This is a genomic window from Akkermansiaceae bacterium, from assembly GCA_019634595.1.
Taxonomy (GTDB): domain Bacteria; phylum Verrucomicrobiota; class Verrucomicrobiia; order Verrucomicrobiales; family Akkermansiaceae; genus Luteolibacter.
In genome coordinates, this window is record JAHCBC010000004.1 from 286,137 (window position 1) to 312,345 (window position 26,209).

The 26,209-nt window shown below is 58.5% G+C and carries 23 protein-coding genes; 11 read left to right on the forward strand and 12 right to left on the reverse strand.

Going from position 1 to position 26,209, the window contains the following annotated elements:
- Positions 1-1,053, reverse strand: a complete 1,053-nt coding sequence (locus KF712_16395; GenBank protein MBX3742568.1) for a hypothetical protein — start codon at positions 1,051-1,053, stop codon at positions 1-3.
- A 21-nt stretch (positions 1,054-1,074) separates the two neighbouring features.
- On the reverse strand, positions 1,075-1,860 hold the full coding sequence (locus KF712_16400; protein MBX3742569.1) for a hypothetical protein: 786 nt from the start codon (positions 1,858-1,860) through the stop codon (positions 1,075-1,077).
- Between the two features lie 53 nt (positions 1,861-1,913).
- Here KF712_16400 and KF712_16405 point away from each other — a divergent pair, with 53 nt between their 5' ends.
- Positions 1,914-2,087, forward strand: a complete 174-nt coding sequence (locus KF712_16405) for a hypothetical protein (GenBank protein ID MBX3742570.1) — start codon at positions 1,914-1,916, stop codon at positions 2,085-2,087.
- A gap of 7 nt (positions 2,088-2,094) precedes the next feature.
- On the opposite strand, the gene KF712_16410 is transcribed toward KF712_16405, so the two are convergent.
- Genes KF712_16410 through KF712_16425 form a run of 4 tightly spaced genes read right to left on the reverse strand, consistent with a single transcriptional unit; the run spans position 2,095 to position 5,858 of the window.
- Entirely contained in the window at positions 2,095-2,508 is a 414-nt protein-coding gene (locus tag KF712_16410) for a hypothetical protein (GenBank protein MBX3742571.1), read from the reverse strand.
- On the reverse strand, positions 2,505-5,234 hold the full coding sequence (locus KF712_16415; GenBank protein MBX3742572.1) for a TraC family protein: 2,730 nt from the start codon (positions 5,232-5,234) through the stop codon (positions 2,505-2,507). Before KF712_16415 ends, KF712_16410 begins: the two co-directional genes overlap by 4 nt.
- Positions 5,221-5,574, reverse strand: coding sequence for a hypothetical protein (locus KF712_16420; GenBank protein ID MBX3742573.1), 354 nt, complete (start codon positions 5,572-5,574; stop codon positions 5,221-5,223). The genes KF712_16415 and KF712_16420 overlap by 14 nt, the downstream gene beginning before the upstream one ends.
- Positions 5,574-5,858, reverse strand: coding sequence for a hypothetical protein (locus tag KF712_16425; GenBank protein ID MBX3742574.1), 285 nt, complete (start codon positions 5,856-5,858; stop codon positions 5,574-5,576). The genes KF712_16420 and KF712_16425 overlap by 1 nt, the downstream gene beginning before the upstream one ends.
- Positions 5,859-5,954: 96 nt before the next feature.
- Between KF712_16425 and KF712_16430 the strand changes: the two genes are divergently transcribed.
- Positions 5,955-6,935 carry an ATP-dependent Clp protease ATP-binding subunit gene (locus tag KF712_16430; GenBank protein MBX3742575.1) on the forward strand — a complete coding sequence of 327 codons (981 nt, stop codon included), beginning with the start codon at positions 5,955-5,957 and terminating at the stop codon, positions 6,933-6,935.
- A gap of 557 nt (positions 6,936-7,492) precedes the next feature.
- Here the strand turns inward: KF712_16430 and KF712_16435 are convergent.
- Genes KF712_16435 through KF712_16450 form a run of 4 tightly spaced genes read right to left on the reverse strand, consistent with a single transcriptional unit; the run spans position 7,493 to position 10,509 of the window.
- Entirely contained in the window at positions 7,493-8,983 is a 1,491-nt protein-coding gene (locus KF712_16435) for a type IV secretory system conjugative DNA transfer family protein (protein MBX3742576.1), read from the reverse strand.
- Positions 8,977-9,339 carry a hypothetical protein gene (locus KF712_16440; GenBank protein MBX3742577.1) on the reverse strand — a complete coding sequence of 121 codons (363 nt, stop codon included), beginning with the start codon at positions 9,337-9,339 and terminating at the stop codon, positions 8,977-8,979. The genes KF712_16435 and KF712_16440 overlap by 7 nt, the downstream gene beginning before the upstream one ends.
- A complete protein-coding gene (locus KF712_16445) occupies positions 9,332-10,048 on the reverse strand; it encodes a hypothetical protein (GenBank protein ID MBX3742578.1) in 717 nt (238 codons plus the stop codon). The genes KF712_16440 and KF712_16445 overlap by 8 nt, the downstream gene beginning before the upstream one ends.
- A 32-nt stretch (positions 10,049-10,080) precedes the next feature.
- Entirely contained in the window at positions 10,081-10,509 is a 429-nt protein-coding gene (locus KF712_16450) for a hypothetical protein (protein ID MBX3742579.1), read from the reverse strand.
- A 1,034-nt stretch (positions 10,510-11,543) separates the two neighbouring features.
- Here KF712_16450 and KF712_16455 point away from each other — a divergent pair.
- The 5 genes from KF712_16455 to KF712_16475 all read left to right on the forward strand — a co-directional run bounded on the left by KF712_16455 (position 11,544) and on the right by KF712_16475 (position 18,494).
- The gene (locus KF712_16455) at positions 11,544-12,944 is read left to right on the forward strand and encodes a TolC family protein (GenBank protein MBX3742580.1); all 1,401 of its coding nucleotides are present in this window, start codon (positions 11,544-11,546) and stop codon (positions 12,942-12,944) included.
- Positions 12,945-12,972: 28 nt separating this feature from the next.
- Positions 12,973-14,274 (forward strand): hypothetical protein, encoded by a 1,302-nt coding sequence (locus KF712_16460; GenBank protein ID MBX3742581.1) that lies wholly within the window; start codon positions 12,973-12,975, stop codon positions 14,272-14,274.
- Between the two features lie 4 nt (positions 14,275-14,278).
- Positions 14,279-17,446, forward strand: a complete 3,168-nt coding sequence (locus KF712_16465) for an efflux RND transporter permease subunit (GenBank protein MBX3742582.1) — start codon at positions 14,279-14,281, stop codon at positions 17,444-17,446.
- A 36-nt stretch (positions 17,447-17,482) separates the two neighbouring features.
- A complete protein-coding gene (locus KF712_16470; GenBank protein MBX3742583.1) occupies positions 17,483-17,911 on the forward strand; it encodes a hypothetical protein in 429 nt (142 codons plus the stop codon).
- A 118-nt stretch (positions 17,912-18,029) separates the two neighbouring features.
- Entirely contained in the window at positions 18,030-18,494 is a 465-nt protein-coding gene (locus tag KF712_16475) for a hypothetical protein (protein ID MBX3742584.1), read from the forward strand.
- A gap of 111 nt (positions 18,495-18,605) precedes the next feature.
- On the opposite strand, the gene chrA is transcribed toward KF712_16475, so the two are convergent.
- Both chrA and KF712_16485 read right to left on the reverse strand, forming a co-directional pair.
- Positions 18,606-19,958 (reverse strand): chromate efflux transporter, encoded by a 1,353-nt coding sequence (gene chrA / locus KF712_16480; protein MBX3742585.1) that lies wholly within the window; start codon positions 19,956-19,958, stop codon positions 18,606-18,608.
- Positions 19,951-20,892 (reverse strand): chromate resistance protein, encoded by a 942-nt coding sequence (locus tag KF712_16485; protein MBX3742586.1) that lies wholly within the window; start codon positions 20,890-20,892, stop codon positions 19,951-19,953. The genes chrA and KF712_16485 overlap by 8 nt, the downstream gene beginning before the upstream one ends.
- A gap of 83 nt (positions 20,893-20,975) precedes the next feature.
- Here KF712_16485 and KF712_16490 point away from each other — a divergent pair, with 83 nt between their 5' ends.
- The 4 genes from KF712_16490 to KF712_16505 all read left to right on the forward strand — a co-directional run bounded on the left by KF712_16490 (position 20,976) and on the right by KF712_16505 (position 26,097).
- On the forward strand, positions 20,976-21,860 hold the full coding sequence (locus KF712_16490) for a DUF1259 domain-containing protein (protein MBX3742587.1): 885 nt from the start codon (positions 20,976-20,978) through the stop codon (positions 21,858-21,860).
- Between the two features lie 327 nt (positions 21,861-22,187).
- A complete protein-coding gene (locus tag KF712_16495; protein MBX3742588.1) occupies positions 22,188-22,871 on the forward strand; it encodes a relaxase domain-containing protein in 684 nt (227 codons plus the stop codon).
- A gap of 14 nt (positions 22,872-22,885) precedes the next feature.
- Positions 22,886-25,720: a relaxase domain-containing protein gene (locus KF712_16500; GenBank protein ID MBX3742589.1), complete on the forward strand. Its 2,835-nt coding sequence runs from the start codon at positions 22,886-22,888 to the stop codon at positions 25,718-25,720.
- Positions 25,717-26,097 (forward strand): hypothetical protein, encoded by a 381-nt coding sequence (locus KF712_16505; protein MBX3742590.1) that lies wholly within the window; start codon positions 25,717-25,719, stop codon positions 26,095-26,097. The genes KF712_16500 and KF712_16505 overlap by 4 nt, the downstream gene beginning before the upstream one ends.
- Positions 26,098-26,209: the final 112 nt, after the last annotated feature.

Genomic DNA, 26,209 nt, shown 5'->3' on the forward strand with positions numbered 1-26,209 from the left:
TTAGTTGCGGTTGGATCTGCGTGATTTGCCAATGGCGGCGCTTGCCTGCCGGTCATTGGCCGGATCGGATGAATTGAAAGTGGATTTGCCCCAGTGGGCGGCATTGGACGCCAAACCGCCGATACTGGAATGTGGGGATCCCGATACCGAAGACGAAGCGGCGGCCATCGCACTGGCTGCTGCGGCTCCGGCGGCTGCCATTGGCGCTCCCACACCGGTTCCGGCTATAGCGGCTCCGGCTGTGGCTGCGCTTTGGATGCCAGCCTTCGCGGCATTGTATCCTCCCTGAAGAAAGGCGGCTCCGGCGTTGGTGCCTTCGGTGATCATTTTCTGGATGACCAGTGGAGCGGCAATGGTGCTGAACACGATCCACAAGCCAGCGGCTGCCACGGCGAGAAGGTTTTCCATTCCTTCCATGCCGGAGGCGGCAACAAAGCTCTCTTCGGCCATCACGTCGAGAAAGGTATCGGTGACGAGCGATGCGAAACCCCAGCCCAGCGGCCAGAGGAGAATGCCGACGGTGCCGAGCATGAATCTCATGCCGACGCTGTTGAGCGAGCGCACACTTAGAAAGCCGATGAAGATCGGGCTGGCCGCGATGGCGAAAGCCAGCACGACCTTGTAAATGACATAGGCGATGAAAACAACGAGCTTGGCGATGAACTGGGCGATCCAGAGAACGGCGGCGACGAATGCCTTGAAAAGTCCGTCTTCGGAAAAAATCCTGTGCCAGAATCCGCCGCTCGCCTCATCCGAGGACGAGGCGGTCATGGATTTGTATTTCTCGTAAACCTCGTCGGGTCTCGCTTGGAGCGTATCGCGGACGAGCGAGTCAACGATCCGCTCGCCCATCGAGAGCCACTCCGAGAATTGCGAGAGCAATGCCACTACGACAATCGCATGGACCAGAGCACGAAGATACATCGTGGCGGAGCGGTTGCCGTTGCTGACGCTGCTCCACAAGGACAGAACGATCAGCACGAAGGCGATGGGTGCCAGGATCGTGAACAGCAGTTCGGCCTTTTCATAGAGCCGTGTGTAGAACTCATTCATCTTCGTGTATTCCTTGGATCGTCAGCGGGCGGTGCTGCTGGGAATCGTCAGCACCTTATCGAACTCCTTGTTGGTGACTCCCCATTCGGCGGCGTCCTTTTCCCGCCGCGCCTCTTCCTGCTTCAGGGCGTCGTTGCGGTTCATGGCATCCTGAACCAGCACTTGGGTTGCGGCGTTCTGGACATCTCCTTGAAGAGAGGCGAGCTGGGCGTTCTGACTGGCCAGCGTGCCCTGAAGTTTCTGCACCTCGGCATCCGTGGTGGCCGTTTGGAGGGCGGCGGTGGTTTCGCTGATGTTTTCCTTGAGCGTGACGATGCGTTCGGCGGATTCTTCGTGTACGGTCTGATAGTTAGCGGTGGTATTCTCAAGCGCTCCGTATTTTCGATAGAGTTCGTCGTTACGCGGAACCTCGACTCCGCTGAACGAGATGCTTTCAATCGGACGGAAAAGACCGTTGGCGTGGTTGGTTAGCGATGTCGCCCCTGATGCTGATTGCTGGAGATTCCCGAGAAGCTGACCGCTTGAGGGAAGTTTGAGCTGGTTGATGACCTGATCGGCACCGGTGATGTTCAGGAGCGATGAGGGATCTCCGAAGGCGTCGGTGTAGGCGGTGACCTGCTCCAATTGCGAAGTCAGCAAACCGATCTGCTCGACCTGGTTGCTGACCATTTCGACGTACTGCGCGAGTTCGGTGGCATGTTGCACCGCTCCCTGGGCTACGGCGATGGGATCGTTGACGATGAATTGGGCGTGCGCGGAAAACGGCACGATCGCCGCTCCGAAGATAATGGTATGTACTGCTTTCATAGTATTTGTTATGGTTGATGTGGGATGGTGTTTTAGGGTAGGTTGAACCGGCGTTGTTGTTCCTGCAAAAGGCGAAGGCGTTCATCCTCCTGCCTGCGTATGCGTTCCTGTTCCTGTTGGCGGACTTGCTGCTGTTGTTGGCGAAGCTGTTCTTCGCGTTCCCGGCGCATCTGCTCCGAGTCGTTGATCCGGTCCAGATGCGGTTCGTAAGGATTGTAGGGATTTGACATGGCGTTATTGGTCGATGCGAAGGGTTCGGGTTGCTCCGTGATGAAAAAGGGTTCCATCCGGCATTTGATCGGGCAGCGGAAAGTCGAAGAGGCCGACATCAGCGCCCATCGGACCGGCATCGATGCGCTGGCGATCCACAAGCAGCCAGTATTGCTGTTTCACCGCGTCGCTGCGGCCTTTGTTGTAGCCTTCGTCATGGATTTTCCGGGCCTCCTTGTCCTGCGCGTGATTGAGGGCTTCTCCGGCGAGCAAGCCCCCCGCCGCTCCAGCGGCGGTCATCAAAGGGTCTCCGTCGCTAAGTCCATGGCCGAGGGCGGCACCGCCGGCCGCTCCGAAGGCATTGTTGAAGAGACGGGACGACGACGCGCAATTTGTTAGAAGCAGCGCCAGGGCAATGGATGGGAATGTGAATTTCATGATGGTTCTGGTTTGGATTGGGCGTGAAACGCGATGCCCTCGATGATGTTGCCGTGGCCTTTGAGTTCCTGTGCCCGGCGCTCGAAGTGATCGCCGCTGGAACTGCTGCAATACAGCATCTCGGGAGATGCGATGTTGTGGACCGTGCCGCAGACGGGTCGGGGCGTATCGAGGTGAAAGTAGGTGAACGCGGAAAACTTCTGACCCGGTTGCTGGTCGGGTAACGGATAGTTCATGATCCGCTGCCTGGTGATATCCGGCAGCTCGATGTCCTGGGAAATGTCTTCCAGATCGGCGCGATCATTCTGACGCATCAGGATGAACTGGCGGCTGTTACCGAACACCGTGGAGCGAATCCTGCTTTCCTTGAACCGCGAGTATTGCTGCACAATGGAAACCGCCCAACAGTTGAACTTGCGCATCTGCGCGTAGGTCTCCCGAACGATCTTTTCGCCTTCGGGAATGTCGAGGAAGCGGGCCACCTCCTCATACACGATTCGCTTCCGCTGAGACCGGGGCAATGTAACGAGATGCTGCCGGGTGTAGTGGGAGATGAGGAATCCCGCTGCCGCCTTGAGTTCCGGCGCGGATTCTGGGATGCAACCCAGCTCGAAGTGGGCGATCCGTCCGGTAAGGGAAAGATTGGTTTCGCCGTCGAAAAGCGGGCCGTAAAGCCCGTTGCGGCACCATGGCAGCAACAGGGTGGCGATCTGGCGGATGGAATCCTTTTCCGGCCCGTGCGACTCCAAATGCATCAGCTCCTGAAGCATCTGGTGGGTCGGTTGCTCCGCTGGCGTGAAATAGGAAAAGGCGAGATTGCGTACTTCGCGGCTTGTCTTGGGGTCTTTAAGAAACCGGAGGATGTCCCCCTCCCCCATTGTGCTAATGTAATCGCTGGATTCGTCCGGATTGGCTTTCGACCAATCGCGGAAATCCGCGAACCCTTCCAGAAAAGAAGCACCCGGCGGCATTCGATTCCTTCGGTAGTCAGCCAAGGCGAAGGCATGTCGCGCCACTTCCACGATCTTGTCGGGATGGCGTTGCATCCAGTCGCTGAAGGCGTCTTCGTAAAGCTGGTTGAGGTAGCGCGAGATTTGCGCCTGTTGCAGGCGTTGCCGGTCTTCGTCGGACGGAAGACCGGCCATCCGTGCCACCAGCGCGGTGGCGGTGGAAAGGTGCAGCGGAGTGAGGGGCAGGCCGGTCGTATCCAGATAGTTCAGCGTGTGCGTGCCATCTGGCTGGAGAATGATCGGCTCCGCTCCGGGTTCCACGGTTCTCGTATAGATGCCGTAGGAAAGCCCTTCCTCGATCAGGACCGTGTAATCGTAGTAGAGTTCGGTCTGGGAAAGCAGGTCGCACATTGTAACCGACTTTCCCGCCCCGCTCATGCCCAGCAATACCGCGTGCTGCGGCGTTCCTCCGATGAACGTGCGAAGCCCGACGAGATTGTCGGCACCTCCATCGTAGAGGGCTTCCGCTCCGTTCAAGTGTCCGGTGAACGTGGCGCTGATCGGAAGCATGTCGGCGAGATAAGCGTGCTCCGCATAGAGATTGCGGCACTCGTAGCGGCTCCAGAGCCACCCTGGCCAGGTTTGGAAGAACAGCTTGCGCGTCGTACCCGGCAGGCTGCTCTCGACATACTGAGCGCCGTTCATGGAATTGATGGCGTTCTTGATCGCGGTCGTTTTGGCGGAGAGTCCGGCTTGGGTTTTATCCCAAGCCCGGATGACGAACAGGGCTTGGAACGGTAGCGTGTGTCCTTCGGATAGCGCGGCGATCTTGCGTTCCTTCTTCTGCAACGCTGTCAGCAGAGAAACTTTCTTTTCACTCGCATAGTCTCCTGCGATCCGGTCGTGGGCTTTTTCCTCACGGGTGATCTCATTACGGACGGAAAGCGGAGCGACGTTGACGGTGATGGAATAATCCAGAAGCCGCAAATGGGTCAGGCGGTGCGTGATGCCGGGAAACGTCGCTCTCGGCCAACGACTGATCGTGAGTATCGAATGGTAATGCCCGTCCATCCAAAATCCGGAATCGGACAACCCGTTGCCTTCGCTGTGCCAGCAATTTTCCTGTATGGATCGCTGGGGATCGAAGGTTTCCAGCGGATCATAGTCGAAGCGATCCGCGAACGAGGGATTGAGGAAGCGGGCGTAGTGGCGATAGTGGTCTGCATCGGTCATTGGGAGGAGACGTGCCCCCTGACCTGCGAAAATTCCGCCCAACATCTCCCGCACTTGGACAAACTCCTGTTCAAGCTGGTCGAGCATGTGATCGTAATGCCTGGCAAGCGAGGAGCTGGTCGAAGCGGGTGGCGGCGAAACGTCGATGCGCCGTGAAATCCAAAGCACCAGCCGTTGCCTTCTGAGCTTGCGGTTCGCCATCGCCTCCCAATATCGCGTGAAGCGTTCGTTGCGAACCCGGCGGGTCCAGATGTTGTCGGCCTTCTGCGTTTCGTCGTGATAGGCCAGCAACTCGTGGCGGTAGTCGGAATCGCAAAACCACTGGACTTGCAGCCGCTGGTGGTCACCGAGCGAAGCAAGCAAAACCGTGAGCTGATTCTGAAAAGTATTGAGGTCGGAGATGGCCGCATTGGCCAAATCGGGAGGCTCGAAGATGAAGCCCTTAGCAACCGAATCGCCCGCACGCAGACCGCCGAAGACGATCATGTCGCGGATGAAATGGCCGTTGGGCGCGGTTTCGGAAAGAATGTCAAACAGTGCCATGGTGATGAAGCGGGTGCTCAGGTTGGTGTTCAGGGTTGGGGGCGAAGCCGGTGCCGTTGATCCAGCCGTCCAGCAGGTCGCGGTCGTAGCCTGGCGGTTTTCCCTGCCGGAAACCGAAGACGTAGGTGAGGGAGAGCGTCAGCGGGATGGCCGCCAAGAAGGCCGATGTCGCGAAGCTCCAGCGCAACGCGCTGAAGCAAAGTAGAAGGGTGAGGACCGCGACGAATACTCCGGCCACGACGTGCCAGAACAGGTTCCCTTCCAATCCCCACGTGCGCCCGGAAGAATCCTCGGCGCTATTGGTCTCGGTCAGGCGAAGGTCTGAAGAGGTGTCGTTCATCAGAATGCACCGGGGTCAACGGTTGAGCCGTCCAGACCGAAGGCAGCGAACAGCGCCTTCACGATGGCGGGTGCTCCCGCGATGATGAGCCCGCCGATGATGGAGAGCTTTCCTGCATCGGTGTCGCCACGCCGGATGGCGAAACCGCCACCGACAACGCAGATGGTTCCAAAAATGAAACCTATCAGCATGACGATTCCCATTGCCTGGCTTGCCCCTTCGGACAGGCCGTTGATTTGCGCCAGGTAAGGCACGGACTTGGAGACGAGATATGTGTTATTCATGACGCCGATGGATTTACCAAGGGCATCGCCGTTTCTTGTTCAGGTTTGGGTGCAGGATTCACCGGGAAGCCTGAAAGGCTGGAAATCAATCTAGCCATGAACACATCAACCGATTCTCCGGGTATGCCGGATCACAGCCGCGCCCTTCTCCAGAACCTCGAAAGTCATTTGAAAGCCACGATTCGCGGGCAGGACTTGACATTGGAGCGGATGGCATCCGTTCTCCGCCGTGGCGAGCTTGGTTTGAGCGCGCCCAACCGTCCGAAGGGAAGTTTTCTGCTGCTCGGACCCACCGGAGTTGGAAAGACGGAATCGATCGTGGTCTTCACCCGCTATCTGGCGGGAGACGAGCGGCTGTTCCGCTTCGACATGTCGGAATACCAGACGCAGGAGAGCCTTGGGTTGCTGCTGGGAACGAAATCCGGCGAACGGGGAAATCTAGGGCAGGCGGCGGCGCGGGCGTCCGGAGGCACGCTGCTTTTCGATGAGATCGAAAAAGCGCATCCCCGCATCATGGACGTGTTCCTTCAAATTCTGGATGCCGCCCGCCTCACCGTCGCCGACGGCACGACGCTGGATCTGAGCGGATTTTATGTGGTCTTCACCTCCAACATCGCATCTGGCGAACTGCTGGACTGGCAACATTCCTCGTTCGCCACGATGGAGCGCCACGTGCTCGCCCGCGCGCAACAGTGGCTGCGACCCGAACTTTACGCCCGGATCACCGAAAAGCTGGTGTTCCAACGTTTGGACTATGACACCCAAGTGGAGATCGCCCGGCTCATGCTTGAGCGTCAGCTTTCCGAACTGGCGGCTAAAGGCCATCACCTCACTGCGGACCCGGAATTACTGCCTTTTCTGGTACGGATGGGTTTTCATCCAAAGCTTGGGGCGCGACCGTTGCGGGATGCACTTGAAAAACTTATCGGAGACGCGGTGGCCCGCAAAATACTGATGGATGGCGACTGCGAAGGCATTCTGGTTGTGTCGAAGAACATTGTCGAAATTGAAGCGAGGTATTCTCCCATCCATTCTTCGACGGCGGCGCTGAAGGAAGTGCACATTCCGAACAATTGAAGGGAGCCTGAGCCGGCAACCAAGCACGCATAAAATCGGCCGATGATAGGATCGCCAGTTACAAGCGGTCGGTGACATAGACCATCGCGCAGAGCATAGCGACAATTACGATCAGGATCACTAGCAGTTTCATCAACGACCGGATCAAGCGACTTCGCCTGAGCTGGCGTCGCTGCTCCAGGGTGATCCTGCCTTCGCCCTCACAGAAATGGCATTCTGTCTCCCACGTCGTGACTGGCTTGCCACGGCAATCACGACATGCATGGATCTCCCGATGTAAAATGGTTTTTTCTTGGCTTCCACGGCCTCCGCAGCCCAAGCAGGATTCGCCGTAAGGTCCCAATGCGCGACCGCTGCCACCGCATCCTCCACAAGCCGCTTGGACCCGTTCATGGGTCACGGTTTCGAGGGTTCCTCTACCGTAACATTTGCTGCAATCCGAGCGATGACCAATGCTGCCGCTTCCCCGGCAGAACGGACACTTCACCAATGAACCGCGGGCAGTCACCATTATAGGAACAATACAAAAAATCATTCGTTGTTCAAGGGTTCAACGATCAGAAGAATTTTCGCCGAAACCAAGGCGACACCTTTCCATCCGGTTCCAGGGGCGGAAGCAGGGTGCGCTTGAATCCCTGGTTGCCGTGGACAAGCACCGCCGTGTGCTTCGGCAGTTCGCGAAGGAGGTGCGCCTTGATCTTGTGCTCCTCCTGCTCGGTAAAGTTTCGCGACATCCTCCCGCCGGAGTATCCCCACGATTTCTTGACCACCCTCTTCTTTCCGAGGAAATCCGCGCTCTCGTTCGCCCCTTCTTCGTCGGCGGCGCGGAAGATCATCCGGTTTCGGAGGTTCAGAGAGAGTACTCGGGCCTTCTCACGTCCCAGCGGCGGGATGAACGAACTGGAGGATTGCGCAGCGGCAACGATGGTCGCTCGTGCCTCGCGGATCACATCAACACAGTTGTAATCGCTCATTCCGTCCTCACTGGCGGTGACGAAGCGCTGTGCCTCGTCCGCCCACATGATTAGAAGGTTGTCGTCCTTCCTCTCTTCCTTAGACTTGTCAAACCGGCGTAAAACGTGGGTGTAGAAGAGCATCTTGAGGAAGGTGCAGGCATACCGGCGTTCGGTCTGAAATTTCTGTGGCATCGCCACACAGATAATCTTGCCACGGTCGATGTCCGCGAAGTCGAAGGTGTTTTCGGTTGGGCAGAATACTTCCGCAATCTCTGGCGTGAGAAAGTATTGAAGGTAGTTGGCGATGGTCTCCTTAACCCCGCCGATCTGTTCGGGCGGCTGGGAAAGGAAGCGGTGGCGGAAATGCTCGTCCAGCAATCGGCGACGTTCCGTGGGTTCCGCTTCGGCGATTTCATCCAAGGCTTCCTCCATGTCCGTCTGGTTGAGGAGGAAGTGATAGACGTTTTCCAGCGTCACGTCCGCACCGATCTCGTAAAGAAGTTCAAGCCCGGCGGCGATGTGGGTCTGTGCCTGGTTCTTGAAAAAACCCTTGTCACCCTGCTGACCGAGGCTTGATGCAGTGTCCACGACGAACTTGGCATAGGTTCCGAACGGAATGCCCCGGTCGGAAGTGAGGTTGAAGGTATGAGTAGGCGTCCAGCCGGAGGTCGGTGAGTCGGGGCGGACCTGCAACAAAATCAGGTCGTTCTCCCGGTTGAAGTGACGGGCCATTTCCGAGAGAGTTTCCCAATAGAGACCTTTGTCGTCGATGCAAAGGCCACCCCAGCCGGGCGAGTTCTTGAAGACCTGATAAAGAAGCGGCGTGATGCCGCTGCGAGTCTTGCCGGAGCCTGTGTCGCCTGTAATCAACCAGCCACGGCAGAAGTCTTCTATCGTCCATGTCATGCCACCGAGCTTGGCGACGACCGGTGAACGCCGGTCTTTCGTGGCGGAGGTCGTCAGAATGACCGCAAGCGCAATGGCCACTCCCCCGCCGACGGCGGCAAGGTTCCACGGCTCCGACAGGACGGTATAACCGTACCAGCCTGCGGCGACTACGAAGGCGGCGATAAGCGGGCGGAGGATCACCATACAAAGATCCCGGTGAGGAGTCCGACGGCGAAGGTTGCAATGGCGGTCAACACTACGGAAAGCAGACTGACTCGGCGCAGTTGCCGTTGCGCTTGCGTTGCTTGACGAAGCTCCTGGATCAGCTCGGAAGCGTGCTTGGCAAAGCCTTTGCTGCGGCTATCCAGCAATTCCATTGTCGAGCGGAATTCTTCGAAGCGAAGCGGCGGGCCGTCCGGAGTGCGTTGGCGGAGGGATGAGACGTACAGATCAAAGAGTTCCAGACAGGCCAGTGCCGGATCGCCGTCGGCGATGTGGTACTTCTTCTGCCATCGGGCGATGTCAGCGCGGAGGTCGGTATCCGGTGGATCTTCACTCATCCTGTGCGACCGGTTCGGTGGGAGCTAGGAGCACGTCTCGATGTTCATCCACTTGTGTGAAAAACATCTTTTGCCAATTCTTCAACCGCTGCCGGTCCACGATGTTGAATGCCTCGTGCTTCAAGGCGTCGGTGGCAGTGAGGTTGTGCTGGTTCAACGAAGCAACAAGCCAGTCATACATGCGCGGCATGACCATTTCCCCGGCTTTCAATTCGTCGTTCAGGCGGCTGCGTGTCCGGCTTTTCTCGTAAATGGAGAAGTGCTCGCTGTGCGCCTGATTCTTGACGATGAGGTATTGGCAGCGGTCGCCGAGTGTGTCGGAAATCAGCTTTGCCTGGGTGACGCTGTCCGCCTCGTGATTGATCGGGATGGCGAGAGTGAGGCTGCCATCCATCCCTTCCAACAGTTCGAAGGCCGACACTTCGGCGAAGTAGTCCAATATCAGGTCGGTGGACGCCGCCCGGCCATCCATGACAACCAGCGGGGATTCTGCCACGGCGGCGAACAGGATATCAAGCCCCCGGGGATCGTTCAGGTCGACGAAATCCGCCTCCCGGTGGTATCGCTTCAAAGTGGAGTTCTCGTTGTCGGTGTCGATGGCATGATGTGGGTGCTGCCGGTCCTTGAGGTATTGGACGAAATTGGTGGCAAAGAAGCTTTTTCCGACGCCTCCCTTGCCGTTGAGAATAATGACGAGTCGCTTGGACATGGGGCTGGTGTTTGTGAGGATTCAGCGCGGGATCAGATATTGTCGGGATCGGCGATGCGTGGGCCTTTGCCGCGTGGCGTAGCTACCGATTCCGCTACCTTCGCAGTCTTGGCGGAGGCCGGAATGTCCTGCACTACAGGAGGCGGTGCGGGTTCGGACAGCGGAGCTTCCGCGCGCCTGGATGCTGGCTGGATGCCGGAGCGTCGGCGGCTCCCGCGTTCGGGCTTGTGTTCGATGGTTTCCCGGCAGAACCGCGAGAGGGTGTCGAGCGAAACACGGATGTCCACCTTCCCGAGAATCTTTACGATTGCCCGATAGGACGCTCCCTTGCTTCGGAGTGTGGCAATGCTTTCACGGTGCGGCATCAGCATCGTATGGCTTTGCGGTTCCGGCGGTGTGTAGCTCGCGGCTTCTTCCGCGATGACACGTTGTTGTTCGGCGGTAGTCGGATCGGTGTTCATGGCTTGTTTTGTCGCTGTCTGATGCGGAGCTTTTTCCAAACGCCAGTTCGGGGTAGGGCGTCTGTGATTGAAAGCGATGCCTACGTTGCATCGCTTCCCCCGATTTAGAGTTCCCGAATGGGTGCAAACTTTCAGGCCAATGAGCTGATGCGATTTTCCCTTCGATGCGAATTTTCGGATGATCATTCGGTTCGCTGGGACCAACCAAGCGGGATGGTTCTCCGTGTGGAGTCGCTTCAAGCAAGGTTGTTGCTCGAGCGCTTCACGACCTTCGCGGGGACTTCGATGCCGCAAGTCCGCCCGGCGCAACGTCCACGAACAAACTTGTAATTCCGGCTTGCTACGTTATTGACGGTCGCTAGCCTTTCTGGTGAAGGCGCGTGGGAGTGGCTCCAGTCTCCCCGAACCTTGTGAAAAAGGAATGAAATCCATCTTACAGAGTCTCCTCGCCATCGTCGTAGCGTTCGTCTACGGGGCTGGTCCTAATTTGACTTTCGAGATGGAGCACACGCACGAAGTGACCGATCACCACGGACACCAGCATTCGGGACATGATCATGATCATTCCCATCATCCTTGTGATGAAGATTCTGTTCCGTCCTCGGAAAGTCCGGATCCACCGGATTCGGACGGAAGCAGCCACTCGCACACGCACATTGTTTCCTTAGGCGCGGATACTCCTTTCGCCCCTGTCTCGCACAGGAGTGCCTTCATGGCAAACCCGATGGGTTACTGCCATCTTGTGGCCGTCTCGGATTTCGTCCCCGACGGGCCGTGCTTTGCTTTGATCAAGCCTCCCCAATTGGGTTGAGGCTCCTTGCGCTGACGGATTGCCCGCTCTGAGTTGAGCGGTTTTCTCGCTCAATTCTCGATTCGGGAATCCCGTCACGCGTCATTTGTGACCCATCGCGGATCGGGCACATGCCTGCTTGGAACCGCATTCCCCATTCTTTCAAGGGGGAAGTAGTCCCCGCTCATTTGGACGCGGAGAGTCATCCGGGTCATTTCAAATCAACTTTCCACCGTCATTTTCCATGCTTTCATTTTCCAACGATACTTCACCTGAAAACGTCTGTCGCCTTTTGCGAACGGGCGCAAACTTCATCATTTCCGCATCGGTGGCAGCGCTCACCGGTTGCCAGTTCTATCAACCCTCACCCCTTGACGCTTCCGGCCAAGCAGGAGCTTGGCGGCAGCGCGGCCCGGCGGACGAAAAAGTCCGCGACTTCGCACGGCAGCTCGAAACCAGTGCGCCCCGGACGGTTATTTTCGATCCCAGCGATGGTCTGACTATGGCTGAGGGCGAGGTCGTCGCCCTCGTTTACAATCCCGATCTGCGCGTCGCCCGCCTCAGGGCCGGGGTCGCCCAGGCCACCGCCGAACACGCGGGACGCTGGGACGATCCCGAACTCAGCATCGACGTGCTCAAGGTCACCCGAAGCGTGCCCAGCCCGTGGATCGTCGGCTCCGCCTTGTCGCTGACCATCCCGATCTCGGGCCGCCTGGCGGTGGAGAAATCCCGTGCCAATGCCGAGCACCACGCCGCTCTCGCCCGCGTCGCCGAAGAGGAATGGAGAACTCTGCGCGAACTGCGCAAGGCATGGTTCACATGGTCGGCGGATCGGCTACGGCTTGAGCAGGCGGAACGCATCGTCGGTTCGCTGGATTCGGTCGTCGAAACCACCGGCAAGCTGGCGGAGGCGGGAGAACTCCCGCGCACCGAATCCGCGCTCTTCAAGATCGAGCAGGAAAGCCGCAAGGCCGACATCGCCCGACTTCGCGGACGGGTGAAGGAGGGCGAGCAGGAAATTCGCTCGCTGATGGGAATTTCTCCAAACGCGGCAGCTTCAATCACACCGACGCTCGCCGCGCCCGGCGGGAAAGACCTTGGAAATCTTTCGGAAAGCAACCCTTCACTCATCCGTTTCCGCAGCGAATACGAAGTGTCCGAACTCACCTTGCTCCGGGAAATCCGCAAGCAATACCCCGACCTCGAACTGGGCCCTAATTTCGAGGACGACCAAGGCCAGTCGAAGATCGGCGTGATCGGCGCAATTCCGATTCCCATTTTCAACTCGAACAAGGGAGGCATTGCCGCGGCCCGCGCCGAACGCGAGGTCGCCCGAGCCGCTTATGAAACGGAGCTGGAGCGAACCGAAGGCCGATTGGCCGCCATGCGCGCCCGTCTCGGAGGTGCCCGCTCCCGCCGCCAGTCACTCGACTCGAACGTCGTGCCGCTTGTGGATCGCCAGATCGAAGACGCTGGCAAGGTGCTTGAACTCGGCGAAGGCGACAGCCTCGTGCTGTTGGAAAGTCTCGTCCGCGCGCACGAAGCCAAGCTCGACCTGATCGAAGCCCGTCTCGAAGAGAGCGATACCCAAAATGAAATCCGTTATCTGCTAGGCCCCGACCGCATCGCAGCCAGCACCAAATGATTCACAACCGCCCCATTTTCCAACAGATATGAAATCACCAATTTACCGATGGATTCCGCTCGCCGCCTTGATCGCGGCATCCACCTCGTGCGACAGCGGGAAGAAAGCCGAAAAAGCCCCAGCCATGGAGGAAGGCGAGGCCGCCACCAACCGCATTGAAATCCCGGCCACTGTCCGCAGCAATCTGGGCATCACCTTTGCCAAGGTCGAGCGCCGTCAAGTGGCCGACACCCTGCGCGTTCCTGGCTCGTTCGAACTCAAGCCCCTCGCCAAACACGAATACCGGATGTCACTGCCCGGGCACGTGCGTTTCGAAATCGACCAGTTTGCCGAAGTGAAACCCGGAACCTTGCTTTACCGCTTCCAGTCGCCCCAGTGGCTGGATCTCCAGTCGCGAATCGATCAAGCCGTCGCAGCTTACAACCAGGCCACGCTGAAGAGCGCGGCTATGGATGACCGGCTGGAAGCTCTTGAGAATGCGGACTTCAAACGTGCCGATCTCAAAACCGAGGCTTCCGATCTCCATGCCGAGCTGTTCGGTCGTAAAGCGGAACTTGATGCCGCACTCAGCAGTGCGCTGAACGTCGTCAATGCCCCCAGCGGCCCGGAGGAAACCGCGCTGAGCGCCGACGATCTGCTCGCACCCGTCCAACGGGAGGGAAGTTCGGTTCCCCGCTACCGCAGTATCTCCTGGATCGAAGTGAGAGCCATCAAGGCGGGCATCGTCAAATCTCTCTCCGTCACCGACGGCGGATTTGTGGATGGAACCACCCTGGTTCTCACCACCATCGACCCGACACAGGTTCGGTTCCGCGCACTTGCCCTGCAAAGCGATCTCGCAAAGCTTGCGAAAGCACCCGCCGCGAACATTGTCCCGCATCAAGGCAGCGGCGGTGATTTGAATGATTCTTTGCCCGCCGAGCTGACCATCGGCATCAATGGCGATCCCAGCCAGCGCACCATCCCGCTATATGCCAACCCAAAGGAGCTGCGCCCATGGTCCAGCCCGGGGGTTTCCGCGTTCCTTGAAGTGGTGACCGCCACAACCGGCGGCCCGGCACTCGCCATCCCTCGCTCCGCCGTGGTCAAAGACGGGATTGTTCATGTTTTCTTCAAACGCGATCCGCTGGACCCCAACAAAGCGATCCGCATCGAGGCCGACCTCGGGGTTGATGACGGACGCTGGGTCGAAATCAAAAGCGACCTCGGCCCCAACGACGAGGTGGTGCTCGAAGGAGCCTATGAACTCAAGCTCTCCTCCTCCCAAAGTGGAACGAGCCAAAAAGGCGGACACTTCCACGCGGACGGAACCTATCACGGGGAACATTAAGACCATGTTATCACGTCTCATCAAATTTTCGCTCGACCATGCCTCGCTGGTCTTGCTCGCCGCAGGACTGATGCTGGCCATCGTCGCCGTGCGTATTTCGGAAACCTCGGTCGATGTGTTTCCTGAACTCAACGCCCCGACCGTCGTCATCATGACCGAAGCTCCCGGCCTCGCCGCGGACGAGGTCGAGCAATATGTCACCTTCCCCATTGAAAGCTCGGTCAACGGCATGCCGGGTGTGCGCCGCGTGCGCACCTCCAGCGCCATCGGTTTGTCCATCGCCTATGTCGAGTTCGACTGGGAAATGGATATCATGACCGCCCGCCAGCTCGTGTCCGAGCGGATCGATTCGGTCCGCGAGGACCTGCCGCCGGATGCCCATGCGGAGATGACGCCCATCACTTCGATCACCGGAGAAATCATGCTGCTTGCTGCTTCTTCACCCGGCGGGGAACTCAGCGACATGGAACTACGCGCCTACGCCGAGTATGACCTTCGCAACAAGCTGCTCGCTCTCCCGGGCGTTTCCCAAATCTCAGTGATCGGTGGCGAGTTACCCGAATACCAGGTGCTCGTCCGGCAGGAAGACCTGCGTCTCTATGATCTAACCATTGAAGATGTGGCCACGGCCGCAGGCGCATCGCACAGCACGCTGAGCGCGGGCTACCTTGCCAACGTTGATTCGCTGGAACTGCCGGTCCGCCAAAGCGGGCGGGTGCGTTCCGTCGCAGACATCGCCGGCACGGTCATCAAATACCACGACCAGTTCCCCGTCACCATTGGCAACGTGGCAGAAGTCCGCATGGGGCCAGCTCCGAAGCGTGGCACCGGCGCGGATGGTGGCCTGCCTGCGGTCGTCATGACCGTCCAGAAGGCACCCGGCACCAACACGCTCGCGATCACCGAGCAGATCGACGCGATGCTTGATGAGCTGGAACCGACCCTTCCCGAAGGACTCAAAATCAATCGCCAGATCTTTCGCCAGGCAGACTTCATCGACCTATCTGTCGGCAACGTCGTCACTGCCCTGCGCGATGCCGCGATCATCGTCGCGGTCATCCTCATTCTGTTCCTGCTCAATGTCCGCACCACCATCATTACCCTAACCGCCATTCCGCTCTCGCTCGCGGCAGGCATCCTAGTGCTCGAATGGTTGAACGTTTCGATCAACGTCATGTCCCTCGGCGGACTCGCCATCGCCGTCGGCAGTCTTGTCGATGACGCGATCATCGACGTGGAAAACGTTTTCCGAAGGCTCAATGAAAACTCAGCGAAACCAACCGCGGAGCGACGACCGCGCCTCGACGTAATTCTCGATGCCAGCAACGAAATTCGTCCGGCGATGGTCTTCGCGACCGTCATCATCGTTCTGGTGTTTCTTCCGCTGATGTTCATGGAAGGCATCGAAGGCCGCTTTTTCCGTCCACTTGGAATTGCCTTCGGAGTCTCGATCATCGCCTCGCTGGTGGTCGCTCTAACAGTAACCCCCGCAATGTGCCGTTTCCTGATGAAAGGCAAAGCCGAAGGAGCCGAGGAAAAGGATACCCCGGTCGTCCGCTGGCTGAAAGGTTTCTACGTGCCAGCAGTGCGCCATGCGGTGCGGTATCGCAAAATTGTCGTCGGAGCCGCACTCGTCGCGACGCTGATGTCGCTATGGCTGGCATCCAGCTTCGGTCGATCTTTCCTCCCGGAGTTCAACGAAGGCACCTTTACCGTCGGCCTTTTTGCTCCGCCCGGAACTTCCTTGGAAGCCAGCGACCGCATGGCCAGCGCGATTGAAAAACAACTGCTCGCTCTCGAAGGAGTACGCAGCGTAACCCGCCGCACCGGACGCGCCGAACGCGACGAACACGCCGAGCCGGTCAGCAACTCAGAGATCGACGTAACGCTCAAAACCGGCTTCGACAAAGACGAAGTGCGGACGCAAGTCAGCGAAATCCTTGAAAGGGTGCCGGGCATCACCACCAACATCGGTCAGCCCATCGAGCACCGCCTCAGCCACATTCTCTCGGGAACACCTGCGGCCATCGCCATCAACGTCTATGGAGACGATCTCTCAACACTCCGCATCATTTCCAAGGAAATCGAAGGCGCGCTCAGGCCCTTGCCCGGCACACGTGATGTCGCCGCCAACCGCGAGGTGATGATCCAGTCCCTGCCTGTTGATTATCGCCCTGCCGATCTCGCCGCCTACGGCCTCACTCCCCAAAGTGCGGCCAAACAGGTGCGCGACTCGATCTATGGCGTGTCAGTTGCGGAGATTAACGAAGGATTGAAACGCTACGACCTTTCCGTCAGGCTTGCCGATGAAGAACGCGACGATCTGCGAGATCTCAAAAACCTCGTCCTCCGTGGCAAAGACGGCGCCCTTGTGCGCCTTCACGAAGTCGCCGACATCGGCCCCGAGATGACCTCCAACCTGATCGCCCGGGAAAACGCACAGCGCAAAGGAGTGGTCACGCTCAACGTGGCGGAAGGCTATAACCTCGGCGACCTTGTCGAGGAAGTCCGCCTGCTCGTCGATCCCATCGTGCAAAAGCATGGCTACACCGTGACTTATGGCGGCCAGTTCGAGGCGCAGCAATCCGCCAGCCGCACGATCCTCGTTTTCAGCGGCCTGGTGGTCATCATCATGCTCATCCTTCTCCAACTCGCCATCGGCTCGCTCCGTGTCGCGCTGCTGGTGATGGTGAACCTGCCCCTTGCCCTCATCGGCGGGATCGTCGCGATCTATCTCGCGGAATCACCCGGCGTGTTCAGCAACACCTGGGCCTTGTTCGGCCTCGGAGGGCACTACACCGCGCCGGTCATCTCGATTGCCAGCATGGTAGGTTTCATCACCCTTTTCGGCATCGCCGTGCGCAACGGAATCCTGCTGGTGAACCACTACCAACACCTTGTCCAACACGAGGGATACACCATGTTCGACGCGATCATCCAAGGATCGGCCGAACGCCTCGTCCCCATCCTGATGACAGCCCTCACCGCCGCGCTCGCAGTCGTTCCCATCATCTTGCACGGCGACCAGCCGGGCAACGAGATCCTGGCTCCATTGTCCGTAGTCATCCTCGGAGGCCTGCTATCCTCTACCTTCCTCAATCTTGTCGTCGTCCCCGCCGGGTATGCACTGCTGCACCGCGTGTCCGCCAAGAACCCCAATCCCCAAACCTAAACAACAAATAATAAAAGTATGAAAATGAGATACCTAATGATACCCGCCATCGCCCTCTCCACACTCGCCGCTAGCGGCCAGATGGAAGCGCAGGCGAAACCAAAAACGGAACAAAAAGCCCAAGGAGGCCACGACCACGACGAAGTCTCACTCGGCAAATTCAAAGCCGGTGATATGGAAATCGAGGTCTCCCAAGGTCACGGCAAAGTGAAGGCAGGCAAGGAAAGCCACTTGGTCATCAAGCTTCCCTACAAGGACAAAGGAGCCACCATCGTCCGCGCTTGGCTCGGCACGGAGGACCGTACCCTGTCTACTGTCGGCAAAGGCGCGTATACGGCATCGCACGACGATTATGACATCCATGCGACGGCACCCGACCCGCTGCCCAAAGGCACCAAGTGGTGGGTTGAGATCGAGAAACCAGACGGCACCAAAGTTGTTGGCTCCATTGAACCCAAGATGTGACCTTCATCGCCGCGAGCGTGGAGACTCCGCGCTCGCGACCGATTGAGCCGCCTCTCGGAATTTTCTCCCTGAGAACCTTAATTCTGAAACACATGCTAACATGAGAAAAATATACATAATGATACCCGTCATCGCCTTGCTGGTCAGCTGCGGTGAAAAGAAAACAACAGCCGGAGACGACCACGGCCATCCCCACGATGAAGGAGAAGCCCACGGTCATCCTCACGACAATGAACCAGACGATGACCACACTCACGATGAAGTGGCGCTTGGCAGTTTCAAGGCAGGCGAACTGGAAATTGAGGCCGCCCAGGGTCACGGCATTGTTGAGGCCGGAAAGGAAGGGCATCTCGTTATCAAACTGCCTTACAAGGACGACGGGGCCACGATTGTCCGGGCATGGATTGGCACCGAGGATCGGACGCTTTCAGCCGTCGGCAAAGGAGACTACGCTGCGTCGCACGATGACTATGACATTCATGCAACGGCACCATCCCCACTCCCGGCGGATGTGAAATGGTGGGTTGAAATCGAAAAACCGGATGGTACCAAGCTAGTCGGATACATCGCGCCGAAGATGTGACCTTCATGGCCGCGGGCGCGAAAATTTTCGCGACCCGCGGTCAGCTCCCGCGCCCCCTCAAACGCCTCTTTCACGGCATTTTCCGGGAACGACCCGGCTTCAACTCATGACTCACCGCACTCCGGCCAAGTGCAACGCAAGCCCGACCGCCGCGCCCAAACCGACGACGGTGAGAACGTCCCATTTCATCTTCCGCAGGAGGAAAAGGAACACCGCGCCGAGCGCGAGCGGGACCCAATCGAAGGCCCCCGGCTCCGGGCGGATGACGTGCCAAGAAAACCAAACCGCGAGGTTCAAGATCACGCCCGCCACTGCGGCGGTCACCGCGGAAAGCGCCGTTTCGAAACTCAGATTTCCCCGGCTGCGCTCCATAAAGGGCGCACCGACGAAAATGAAGAGATAGCCCGGAATAAACGTCACCCACGTCGTCATCCCGGAGGCGAGCGCCGCCATCGCCAGCGGTGACAGCCCGCCCGGATCATTCCACCCGCCGACGAATCCGACGAATTGCAGCACCAGAATCAGCGGCCCCGGCGTCGTTTCCGCGAGGCCTAGCCCGTCCATCATCTGCGTCGCGCTGAGCCAGCCTTGAACTTCCACCGCTTGCTGGGCGACATACGGCAGCACCGCGTAAGCTCCGCCGAAGGTTACCATCGCTGCCTTCCCGAAAAACAAGCCTTCCTCCGTCAACACATGCCCGCGTCCCAACAGGCCGAGGCAAAACACGACGGGCAGAATCCACAGTACCAGCCAGAAAGCCGTCTTCAGCAGCGTGCGGCCCAGCGTCGGGATGCCGATCCGGTCGGGAACGCTGTCGGAAATCACATAATGCGCCGTAGTTTCCGCCGCCGCGCCGTGGCCGCCACCGGTTTTGAAATACTGGGGAAACCGCCGCCCCAGTGTCAGCCCGAGCACCAGCGCCGAAATGATGATCAGCGGAAACGGAACGCCAAACTGGAAAATCGCAATGAAGGAAACCGCCGCGATCGCCCACATCACCGGATTTTTGAGCACCTTCCCGCCGATCCGCCACACCGCCGCCGCAACGATGGCCATGACCGCCGCTTTCAGCCCGTAGAAAATTGCCTCAAACCACGGCACTTGGCCGAACATCATGTAAGCCACGCTGATCCCCAGCATGAACAGCGCCCCCGGCAGCACGAAAAGCGCTCCCGCCACAAGTCCGCCTCGCACCCCGTGCAGCAGCCAGCCGGTGTAGACCGCCAGTTGCTGGGCTTCCGGCCCGGGCAGCAGCATGCAGTAATTCAACGCGTGCAGGAACCGCTTGTCGCTCACCCATTTCCGCCGGTCCACCAGCTCCCGGTGCATCAACGCGATCTGCCCTGCGGGGCCGCCAAAACTCAGCAGGCCGATTTTCACCCACACCAGAAGCGCTTGGAGAAAGGTCGGGTGGGCGGGCGGCGCGGGAGTCGGCGAGGTCGTATCCATTTTCATTTCAATCATTTGAAGGAGTCTTGAAGACGGCATACAGCGCGTCGAAACACGGGAAACCGCGGGCGAAAATCTCATCATCCGCCACACCCAGCTTGGCCCAGCCTTTGAAAATCCGGTCCAGCCCGAACGCTTCCACCGTCTGGAATTTCCCGTCCTCCAGGTCCGCGTCGTGGACCCTCTCGGCGAGCTTTCGCAGGCCGGGATCCACAAGGCCGAAGCGCTTCAACAGCGTTTCAAATGTGCAGTCATCGCCGTGGTGGGTGAACTCGACGCCCATCATGTCGTAAGGAATCGCCGCGGGCTGGCTGCCCGGATCATTCGCGAAAACGAACTCCGCTTGAGGATCGATGAAGTTCCGGATCAACCACGCGGAACCCACCCGGTCGATCGCGGGCTGCGGCCGGGTCAGCCAGGTTTTCGAGGAAAATTCTTTGGTCGAAAAGACCTGTAAAGCCGCTTCCGGATCGCGGTTTCCGATCAAAGAAGCGGCGCGGTCGAGCTGAATTTCGATGTTCCCGCCCTGCGCGGAATCGAAAAAATCCACTTGGCGGATCTCGCGGTAGCGCCGCCGCAGTTTCTCAACTTCCGCCTGCACCGCGTCATCCGCCGATTCCCGCTGGCGGGAGACCAGTGCGCTGAGGGCCGTCGAGAGCGGCTCGTAATCGGCAGCGCGGGCCTCGTTGAACTGGCGAATCATGTCTTCCCGGCTCAATCCCTCCAACTCGGAGACGATGGCCAAGGTCGCTTCTCCGCCGGCCTCGTTCACCTCCTGCGCCAGCCACTGAAAACGTTCCAGCAACTCCGGGCGGTTGGGTAACAGGTAGGCCGATGTCTTGAATGGCAGGGCGCCGGATTTCCTCAACTTCCGCCATACCGCAACCCGCGCACTGCCACGGCCGGTCGGCAGGCTGTAAAGAAGCAGGATCCACGGGCTCTCGGACATCTGTCATAGATATTACATTTGTGAACTTCCTGTTTCAAGAAATCATTTGCGCGCACCTGCGCGTGTGCCATTCTTAATCCGTGATGAAAGCCTTCCAACTCATTCCCGCACTGCTCGCCTGCCTGCCGCTGTCTCTCGCCGCGCTGGACAATCCGAAGATCGAGGAACTCACCGGTCTCAAAGGCACCTTCAACGAAGACGAACAAGTCTTCAAAGTTACGTGGCCGCGCGGCGACCTCGGAATCACCGTGGACGGGTGGAAAATGCCCGCATTCATGGGACTCACCACTTGGGCAGCCTTCACGGAGGGGAAAAAGGAATCCGCCATGGTGATGGGCGATCTGGTGCTGCTTCAGGACGAGGTCAACCCGGTGATGAGCGCGCTCCTGGATGCGGGGCTGGACGTCACCGCGCTGCACAACCACTTTTTCCATGACGATCCCAAAGTTTATTTCATGCACATCGCGGGCGAGGGCAGCGTGGACAAACTCGCGACGGGAGTCCGCGCCGGACTCGATAAGGTGAAGGAAATTCGTGCCGCCTCGGCCCAGCCCGCCACCTCGTTCGGCGGGGGTATTCCACAGGAAAGCGCGATCACCGCCGCGCCGCTGGCTGAAATCATGGGCAGCCAGCCGCAGGAGAAGGACGGCATGGTGAAATTCGTGATCGGCCGCACCGCGAAAATGGACTGTGGCTGTGAGATCGGGAAAGAGATGGGGGTCAACACCTGGGCCGCCTTCGCCGGAAACGATGACAACGCGGTGGTTGACGGGGATTTCGCCTGCCTCGAAAGCGAGCTTCAAGGCGTTCTCAAATCCCTTCGCAGCGGTGGCATCCACATCGTCGCCATTCACCATCACATGACCTCGGAAAATCCCCGCTACATTTTCCTCCACTACTGGGGCCGTGGGAAAGCCACCGATCTTGCCGCCAAACTCAAATTGGCTCTCGACACACAAAGCAAATGAAGTGGATCACCCGTCCGGGCTCCGCTCTCCCTTTCCTCCATCACGCGTAGTGTCCTCGGACGTGATGGGTTGCAGTGTGCTCATCGGGTTCTATTTCGCGGATGAGGTCTGGCAGATGTATGCACTCGCCGGCTGATGATCTCCGTTCCGTAATTTTCACGCCGATCGATCGCGCCGTGATCCCGCCCGAAAGGCCGATTCCTCGCCGAATTTCGTCGACCCCTGATGCATAACGCCACCTGAGCAAACTGATTGCGTTTATTCTCTATCATGTTGCTGCACCCGATTGGGAACAGCGACGAAACGGAGCGGTGCCATGCTCCGCGAATGTTGACGTTGAAACACCACTTTCCTTCTGCGGCCACATCGACTTTATTCGAGAACCATTTGCCTACCGCCGCCTCCGATGGTTGCCGGTGGTTTGGAATCGGCATCAAAACCCTGTCCCTCAAGAATCGTGTCACGGTGGAGGCGCTTCGGACGCTCCTCGCAAACCGTCATCCGATCGGCAACGAACTGTTGGCAACCTATCCAGAGGCAGCAATTGAGAAGCCTTTGCCGTTGTTGACCGAGGTCATGATGACAATGCCCCGAAAGCTCAGTAAGCTTGTTGCGACGGATGAAAGGATCTTCGCCGCGCATTGCCGGGCTTCCTCTGCTGCCATGAGGGATCTCGAATTGTTTGCTGCGACTCCCGTGTGGGACGGCAGGTTTCCACTTTGCGAAGTTACTTTCAACGTCGTGGCTGCGGCGTTCGATTATTCCTTCATCCACCTCGGTACGGAGATTCTGCAAAGCCGTTACCTTCTGTTCAATCTCACGTTCCACGAGAACGAGGAGGAATGGAGGTTCCTGGATACGGCTGAAATGGTCGATGTCAGTTGGCGCGTTAACGAAAACTACCTCTCGTATCTTGCCGCCGAATTGCGTGGCCTGGGACACGAGGTTACCGAAAAAATTCTTTACGCGTTCGAGTCTTCCGACCGGAGCCTCATCAAGCGTCTGAGCTGATTTCGATTCGTGTCATGCTCGCCCCTCAACACCATACGAATGTCCGGAAGGCTGAGGAGTATTTCGAGGAACATCTTGCCGTCGGCGACTACTACAGCGAGGGGCAAGCGGTTCGCGGCGAGTGGCTCGGTGAAGGAGCAAACTTGCTCGGCTTGTCCGGCGTGGTTCAGAAAAAAAACTTCCTCGCGCTCTGCGAGAACCTTCATCCGTCTACCGGAGAGCGGCTGACGGCCCGCACGAAAACCAAACGACGCAAAGACCCCGAGAACGAAGCGAACTCAAAGGTAGCGAACCGGCGGTTGTTCTACGATTTCACGATCTCACCGCCAAAGTCGGTTTCCATCGCGGCGCTCGTAGCCGGAGATAATCGCCTTGTCGATGCCCATGACCGGGCGGTGCGTATCGCAATGGGCGAACTGGAGCGTTTCGCCGCGACGCGGGTGCGCCGGGGTGGTAGGAATGACGACCGGCCTACGGGCAACACCGTCACCGCCGTCTTCAGGCATGACAGTTCGCGTGCGCTTGATCCCCATCTGCACAGCCATTGCCTCGTTTTCAACGCCACTTTCGATGCGGCGGAGAACCGCTGGAAGGCCCTGCAAACCTTCGAGATGTTTCAGGCGGGAAAATACGTGGAGAACGTCTATTACCACGAACTTGCACGCGACCTGCGCCGTTTGGGATATCGCATCAGGAACCTGGCGCGGGGCGATTTCGAGCTGGAAGGAGTGTCGGCGGCACTGGATAGCAAGTTTTCCAAACGGCACCGGCAGATTGCCGAGCAAGTCCGCGAGCTGCTGGCACAATCCCCGCAACTGGCCACAAAAAATCTCGCAGCGGTGCGCGAGCACGTCGCGCATACCCAGCGCCCTTGGAAATCCCCCGAGGTGAACCGGGACCGGCTGCGGCAATGGTGGGATGAACAACTGAGCGGCGATGAAAGGCAGGGATTGGAAAAACTTTCTACGGGAGCTACGGCAACGGTGGATCCGCTCGAAGCCGATCCGGTGCGGAAAGTGGATGCCGCTTTGCGCTGGGCGGAGGAGCATCTGTTCGAGCGCAAATCGCTCGTCAGGGAACATGAATTGTGGCGATTCGCGTTGGAAAGGGGGCGCGGAGAATCCTTCACGCTCGATCAGCTCCATGAGGCGACCGGACGGACGGATTACGTGCGGGACAAGGTCAATCCGAAGCGACTGACATCCCATTCCGTGATTCAACGCGAGTGGGACATTGTCTGTTTGGCCCGTGCGGGAGTGAACAAGCACGCTTCCCTCATTCCCGGATGGGAAGGAAACGCCGCATTGGATGAGGGGCAGCAAGTTGCAGCCCGTAGCATGATGAGCTGCTTGGACTGGCTGATTCTGTTCCGGGGCGGTGCGGGCACCGGCAAAAGTTTCACCCTGCGTGCGGTGCATGACGCCTTAAAGGAACGTGGCAGAAAAGTGCAGGTTCTCGCCCCCCAGCGCCAGCAGGTCGAGGGCTTGACATCGGACGGCATGACCGGCTCTCAGACCGTCAGCTCGTTTCTCACGCGGCAAAAAATGGAACCTGGCACGGTGGTGATCGTCGATGAGGCGGGCCAAATCGGTGCGAAGGACATGCTCGATCTGATGACGTTGGTTTGGAACCGCAAGGGTCGCCTGATTCTCTCAGGCGACACCCGCCAGCATGGGGCGGTACAGGCGTCGGACGCCTTGTGGGCCATTGAAAAATATGCAGGTCTGAAATTGGCCGAACTCAACGAAATCAGGAGGCAGAATCCGGCCAAGGGTCGCAACAAGGCGGAACGGAAATGGATTGGTGAATACAAGAAAGCGGTCGAGGAAGCGGCTCAGGGCAGGATCGAGGAATCGTTTGACCGGCTGGATCAAGCCGGCGCTCTGGTGGAATGCACTCCAACCGATCAACAGGAAAGGCTTGCCGGATGTTATCTGGAATTGTCGAAATCCGGCCAGTCTACGCTCGTTGTTTCACCGACATGGGACGAGATCGACCGCGTCAATGACGAGGTGCGCCGTGGTTTACAGCTTGAAAGGCTGATTGGCGGCGAGGACTGGAAGGTCTCCACCCTACAGGCGCGTGACTTGTCCAACGCCCAGAAGCGAGATCCCCGCTACCACACCGCCGATACGGTGATTGTCTTCAACCAAACGGCGCGGGGCGCTCCGAAGGGAACCACCGGCAACTTGGTCGCCATTGTTGATGACAGCCTGATCGTGGAGGCGGCTGACAAGATCCGCTCCATTCCCTTCAAGTATCTGGACAAGCTCACGCTCTGCCAGCCGAAGGAATTGCTTCTTTCCCGTGGCGACAGACTTCAGCTCAAAAGCAATGCAAAGGCCGTCACGGGTGAACGTCTCGACAATGGTGAACTTGTCACCGTGAAACGGGTCAAAGCGAATGGCTGCATCCAACTGGAAGACGGGCGCGAACTGCCCCCGAGCTACCGGCAATTCGTGCGCGGATACGCCGTCACCTCGTATGCTTCCCAAGGCAAGACCGTGGATCAGGTTTTGTTCTCGGACTCGTGCATCAAAGCGGCCATCAATGCGCGCCAGTGGTATGTGACCATCTCACGGGGTGCGCGGGGAGTGAGGATTTTCACCACGGACAAGAAGCAGTTGCGCGAGAACGTCAAACGGTCGGGCACACGCGAACTAGCGTTGGATCTGACGGGTGGGACGCTCCCCGATGCAGCCACACAATCCATCGCCCCGCCATCCCTGCGGAAAAAGACGCTGATGGACCGGATTCTGGAAATGGGCCGCTCGTTCACAACCTTCGTCGGAATCCGCGACCGAACCGGCAACAGCCGTCAAATTCAACACCACCAAATGACACCATGATCAAATCCGAAGAAACCACCGCCGCTGACCGCACTGGAACCAGAATCTCCAAGTGCTACCTCCGCAATCCCGACGCCCGAACAATCAAGTTTGAGCCGCTGAACGCTGACACCTTTGTTTTTCCATACCAACATCTGATCTACGCTTCGCTGGGTTCTGCCGATGAAACCGAGGTCCTCACGGTGGTGTTCGTCTCCCATGAGGTGACAATCCGCGGGAGACAGCTCCAGTCGTTGCTGAAAGTCTTCCAGGAACTGGCAGTGGAATCGGTCTGCGTTATTCCAGCCCGCTACTCGGAGACGCATCAGGAAAGTTCCGCCACGATTGAACAGATCGCGATTCGTTCCAAGGAAGAGCCACAAGGCATCGAGACATGATCTCAGGCTGTTCTTGGAACGTCGGCCTCAACTGGTCGAATTCGAATCCAATCAAGTTCGTTTTTGCAGATTCTGAAGTGTTTCGCAAATTTTAGTGGACGTTTTACAGAAA